This window comes from Candidatus Thermoplasmatota archaeon, from assembly GCA_030018475.1.
Taxonomy (GTDB): domain Archaea; phylum Thermoplasmatota; class JASEFT01; order JASEFT01; family JASEFT01; genus JASEFT01.
The window spans coordinates 1-4,619 of sequence record JASEFT010000071.1 but is presented as its reverse complement, the minus strand read 5'-3'; the positions used below and the strand labels follow the sequence as shown (position 1 = coordinate 4,619).

Sequence of the window (4,619 nt, the reverse complement as noted above, 5' to 3'; positions counted from 1 at the left end):
ATACTTTTCGTTTTCAATTTTCCAATTCCGACAATCTTTAAACATATCCCATCCCGCTCTAGTTTTAATAGAGCTAAGAGAGGGATGTGGATAGCTAAATCTTATATCTATCGTCCACCAACCGATTTCGGATAAGTACTGAGTTCTAGAAACCTTTATAAATTAGCATCTCATTACCAGAGAATACCTATAGGATAGCTACTCTCAGAAGTTCGCAAAGCATCACAGGTGTTAAATGGAAGAGAAGATTATTAATGCAGTTAAAGAAGCTTTAGAAGGTGGTAAAAGGAATTTCAAAGAGAGTGTAGAGCTAGCAGTTAATCTCAAAGACATAGACCTTTCTAACCCTAAGAATAGGATAGATCTAGAGCTAGCGCTCCCCAAAGGAAGAGGCAAAGATATAAAAGTAGCGCTTTTTGGAGCTGGAGAGCTTGCAGTTAAAGCTAAGCCTTATACCAGAGTTATTTCACCTGAAGAGCTTGATAAACTTAGCGATAAAAAAGCTGCTAAAGCGCTTGCCGAAGAGTACGATTTCTTTCTTGCAGACGCCTCGCTCATGCCTACAATAGGCAAGAAGTTAGGAACTGTGCTAGGCCCTAGAGGAAAAATGCCTAAGCCAATTTCACCGTTAGCAGATCCTGTAGCTATAGTCAACAATTTAAAATCAACTGTAAGAATAAAATCAAAAGAGAGCAAAACGCTCCATGTGCCTGTGGGAACTAAAGATATGTCCTCAGAAGATTTGGCTGAAAATATAGAGACAGTATTAAAAAAACTTGAAGAAGGCCTTGAGAGGGGCAAGCTTAATATAGGATCTGTTTATGTTAAAACAACGATGGGTAAATCGGTAAGAATTGTATGAGGAAAAAATGGCAAAGACAAGAGCTAGAAAAGAGCAGGAGCTCAAAGAGCTTGCTACGCTAATCTCAAATTCTCAAACAGTTGGTATCGCAAACATTGAGCGTTTACCTGCTTCGCAACTCCAGAAGATAAAGAGAAAGCTGAGAGGAGAAATAAAGTTAAAAGTTGCAAAGAATATTTTAGTGGCTAAAGCACTCGATGAAATTGCAAGTTCTAAGCCCGGTATTAACTCTTTAAAATCGTATATTCAAGGTCAGTGCGCTGTGGTTACAACTACTCTAAATCCATTTAAACTAGCTAAAGAAACTAAAGCTACAAGAATTGCAATGCCTGCTAAACCCAACGATATTTTGCCCAACGATCTTCTAGTTAAAGGTGGCGAGACTAGCTTCAAGCCCGGACCCATAGTCAGCGAGCTGCAGAAAGCTGGAATACCTGCCACTATAGAAAAAGGTAAGGTAGTAATAAGAAATGATAAAGTAGTAGCAAAAAAAGGCGAGCTCGTTTCTGAGGAGCTAGCTCGCGCACTCGCTAGACTGGAAATATTTCCGTTTACTGCAGGACTTGATCTGAGAGCTGTGTATGAAGACGGCTTCGTCTTTGGCCCTGAAGCGCTCGCTCTAGATGAAACGAGATTAAAGGAAGATTTCCACAAAGCTATTACAAATTCATTTAACCTGGCTTTGAATATATTTTATCCAACTAAACTTACTACCCCTTTACTTATTCTAAAAGCTTATCAAAAAGCTTTGAGCTTGGGCATTAATGCAAGTATTTTCGAGAGAACTGTTGTCAAGTACTTAATTCAAAAAGCCTATACTCAAGCTTTAGGAGTGGAGGCGAGAACAAAAGAAGCGAGGTGAAATAAAAAATGGAATACATATATGCAGCACTGTTACTCCACTCTGCAGGAAAAAAGATAGATGACAAAAGCCTAACATCGGTACTAAAATCAGCTGGTATAGAAATTGATAGCGCAAGAGTAAAAGCCCTGGTCACATCTTTAGAAGGTGTAAATATAGAAGAGCTGATTTCTGCGCCAGCAATTGCGCCACCTGTAGTGCAAGCACAAGTACAGGCTGCGCCTGCAGAGAAGGGTAAAAAAGAAGAGAAGAAAGTTAGCGAAGAAGAGGCTGCTGAAGGGCTTGGCGCTCTGTTCGGCTAAATGGGAAAGCTTATAGTTACTGCAAGAGATCTCTATAGAGAAGGATCTTTAAAGAACGCTCTGCGAGAAATTGGATTAGAGCCTAAATCTACAGGTTTTAGAAGCGTTGTCGAAGTAGAGAGCGATAGAGATATTTTTGAAGTTGCGCACGAAGTAGCCCGGAAATACCCTTACGATATTGGCAGAGTTGTAGCCGTGTTTGAAGAAGTAGAGAGTGAAGAGGGTATAATTAAGGAGAGAGCTGTTTTTCATGCACTTGAGCAAATAAAAGAGAACGAAAGTTTCTGTTTTAGAGTGCATAAAAGAGGCAAACATAAAATAGAGAAGCCAACTCCCGAGTTTGAGTATGATGTGGGAGGAACTATCTATGAAGAGCTTGAAAAGAAATATAATAAAAAGCCTGCAGTGAATTTAAAGAACCCTGATATTGCTATAGTTGCGGAAGTGCTTGGACCGAAAACTCTACTTGGGATTTACAGAAAGAGCTGGAGTGCAGAATGAATAGAATTGGGCGGCAGCAAATTAATATGCCACTAAGAAGTTACTTAATTAGGGGATCGGCATGAACGATTTAATAATCCTAGCAACAGTGTTCGGAATCATTATTACCGCGATAGGAGTGATCCTTACCATAATCTCATTTCGGACTTCCAAAGATATCAAAGCAATATGCAGAGATACAAAAATAATCATTAAAAATACAGAGCCTGTTGTTAAAGAGCTCAGAGATATAAGCAAAGATATGAAAGCACACGTGCGCCAGCTGCATGAGGAGCAGAAGGAGATGCTCGCCGCAGCTACTTCAAAATAATCATAGAAAAATTTTGTTTTTAAAGGTTATGTGGATTTTTGCTTTTTCTTCTTAATGTAAACAGCAATTGAAACTGCAATTATTATCAAGACTATCTAGATTAAATAAATCTTTATTAGCGCTGACAACGCACAGAGAAGTATATTACATACGCAATACTATGGAAACTGTGAATGTGAGACTTACAAAAAAACTTATACAGCTAGTAGAGCGAGAAGTGAAGAGAGGAAAGTATTCCAGCAAGTCAGAATTTATAAGAGAAGCCATCAGAAGAATGTTTGAAGAAAGAGTTAGGCCTGAGATACTTGCTGAGCTAACTGCAGCAAGGAAAGAAATGGAAGAAGGGGAATTCATCCATCATGAAGAAGTTGTAAAAAAGCTGAAACATGCCCCTCGAAGTTAGATGGCGAAAGAAGGCTTACAAGCAAGTTGAAAAACTTCCCTCTTAGGTTGCCGCTAGGGTTATAGAAAAAATTGAGATGGCAAAACAAACCCCAGAGCACTTTCTTGAAACACTGGAAGATACAGATTTCTTCAAATTGAGAGTAGGAAAATATAGAGCGCTTATCGATTGGAGAAGAAAGGAAAACTTGCTCGATATTCTCTATATCGAAAAAAGAAGTAAAATTTACCAGCGCTTTAAAGGTATATGAATTACTACTAGCTGGGTTATGTGGATTTCGACTTCTTCTTGAGCCAAACGGTGATTGAAAATGCGCTTACCAAACGATTTCTACATATTGAGCGCTTGCGATCTTCTCATCTTTAGTTATTAATTTCGCCTCTAGCTTTCGTGCAGTAGCAACAATTATCTTGTCATGTAACTCAGGCAATTTATCTAAATTTTGTATAGCTTTGATAATTTCTAGATCTAACGGATACGGCTGATAATTCCAGCCTGTTTCTAATCTATCTAGAACCTCACGAAATTTAATGTCCATATGATATTTTTTGGTTGTGTAAAAAGATTCTGCAAGCACTATTGTCGGCACTATAATAGTTTCTTCTCCTTTCTCAGCTCTATCGAAAATTTCTTTTGCAGAAGAGCTTAATCTTTCATCATCAGTTAAATACCAGAGAAGAGGGTGTGTATCTGTAACGTAGAACATTTAGCTACCCGCATTCTTAAACAAAGATTTCTTTGCTTCCTTAATATCTTCATCTTTAACTGAGATTCCTTTCAGCAAACCTTTAAGTGATACGATTTTTCTATGCAAAGGTGGGCGTGCAATTTTAATCAGCATATTTTTTAGCTCATTAAGCTCTTTCTTTACAGAATTTAACTCTTCGTAAACCGACTCTATCGTTACCATACTCCTGTTTATTGTTATAAATCTCGTTTAATATAAGAGTTTCTAAAAGATTGATATGCCACCATTTTTATTTCTGCTTTTTCTTCTTGAGCCAAGCAGCAATTGAGACTATAATTATTATCAAAACTATTAGCGCAATTATCAAGTAAATTAAGTAATGAATAGGTTTTTCTTCAACATTTAGTGTTTCTGTAGTTGTGCTTGTAAAACTTGTTATCTCACCAGAGCCATCATCACACTCAAATTTATACTCATGCTTTCCAGCGCTGAGTTTTGTTTTATACTCATAGATAGCGCCAGTAACGTAATAGCCCTCAACCTTTGTCATGTTATAAGCCACATTATCAATTACTATCCTTATATAAGCGGGCTCGTCGCCATCCGCATCTGAGTAGGTTATTCTGAACGTGAATTCTGTATCTGGAGTGCCTGTTTTTGGGGATATTGTGATGTTTGATAGTATTGGCTG

At 38.0% G+C, this 4,619-nt stretch carries 10 protein-coding genes; 7 read left to right on the top strand and 3 right to left on the bottom strand.

The window, feature by feature from the left end; all coding sequences use genetic code 11:
* Nucleotides 1-235: 235 nt before the first annotated feature.
* From QMD21_07215 to QMD21_07185, 7 genes are all read left to right on the top strand, one after another.
* Entirely contained in the window at nucleotides 236-862 is a 627-nt protein-coding gene (locus tag QMD21_07215) for a 50S ribosomal protein L1 (GenBank protein MDI6856550.1), read from the top strand.
* Nucleotides 863-869: 7 nt separating this feature from the next.
* The gene (locus QMD21_07210; GenBank protein ID MDI6856549.1) at nucleotides 870-1,724 is read left to right on the top strand and encodes a 50S ribosomal protein L10; all 855 of its coding nucleotides are present in this window, start codon (nucleotides 870-872) and stop codon (nucleotides 1,722-1,724) included.
* A gap of 8 nt (nucleotides 1,725-1,732) precedes the next feature.
* Nucleotides 1,733-2,026: a 50S ribosomal protein P1 gene (gene rpl12p / locus QMD21_07205; GenBank protein MDI6856548.1), complete on the top strand. Its 294-nt coding sequence runs from the start codon at nucleotides 1,733-1,735 to the stop codon at nucleotides 2,024-2,026.
* Entirely contained in the window at nucleotides 2,027-2,527 is a 501-nt protein-coding gene (locus QMD21_07200) for a THUMP domain-containing protein (protein MDI6856547.1), read from the top strand.
* Nucleotides 2,528-2,588: 61 nt separating this feature from the next.
* The gene (locus QMD21_07195; protein ID MDI6856546.1) at nucleotides 2,589-2,837 is read left to right on the top strand and encodes a hypothetical protein; all 249 of its coding nucleotides are present in this window, start codon (nucleotides 2,589-2,591) and stop codon (nucleotides 2,835-2,837) included.
* A 67-nt stretch (nucleotides 2,838-2,904) separates the two neighbouring features.
* Nucleotides 2,905-3,240, top strand: a complete 336-nt coding sequence (locus tag QMD21_07190) for a ribbon-helix-helix domain-containing protein (protein MDI6856545.1) — start codon at nucleotides 2,905-2,907, stop codon at nucleotides 3,238-3,240.
* A 76-nt stretch (nucleotides 3,241-3,316) separates the two neighbouring features.
* The gene (locus tag QMD21_07185; GenBank protein ID MDI6856544.1) at nucleotides 3,317-3,490 is read left to right on the top strand and encodes a hypothetical protein; all 174 of its coding nucleotides are present in this window, start codon (nucleotides 3,317-3,319) and stop codon (nucleotides 3,488-3,490) included.
* 66 nt (nucleotides 3,491-3,556) lie between these two features.
* Here QMD21_07185 and QMD21_07180 read toward each other — a convergent pair whose 3' ends face one another.
* The 3 genes from QMD21_07180 to QMD21_07170 all read right to left on the bottom strand — a co-directional run.
* Entirely contained in the window at nucleotides 3,557-3,946 is a 390-nt protein-coding gene (locus QMD21_07180; protein ID MDI6856543.1) for a PIN domain-containing protein, read from the bottom strand.
* Entirely contained in the window at nucleotides 3,947-4,150 is a 204-nt protein-coding gene (locus QMD21_07175; protein MDI6856542.1) for a hypothetical protein, read from the bottom strand. It lies immediately after the preceding gene.
* A gap of 67 nt (nucleotides 4,151-4,217) precedes the next feature.
* The coding region (locus QMD21_07170; protein MDI6856541.1) for a hypothetical protein at nucleotides 4,218-4,619 on the bottom strand (402 nt) is incomplete at its 5' end.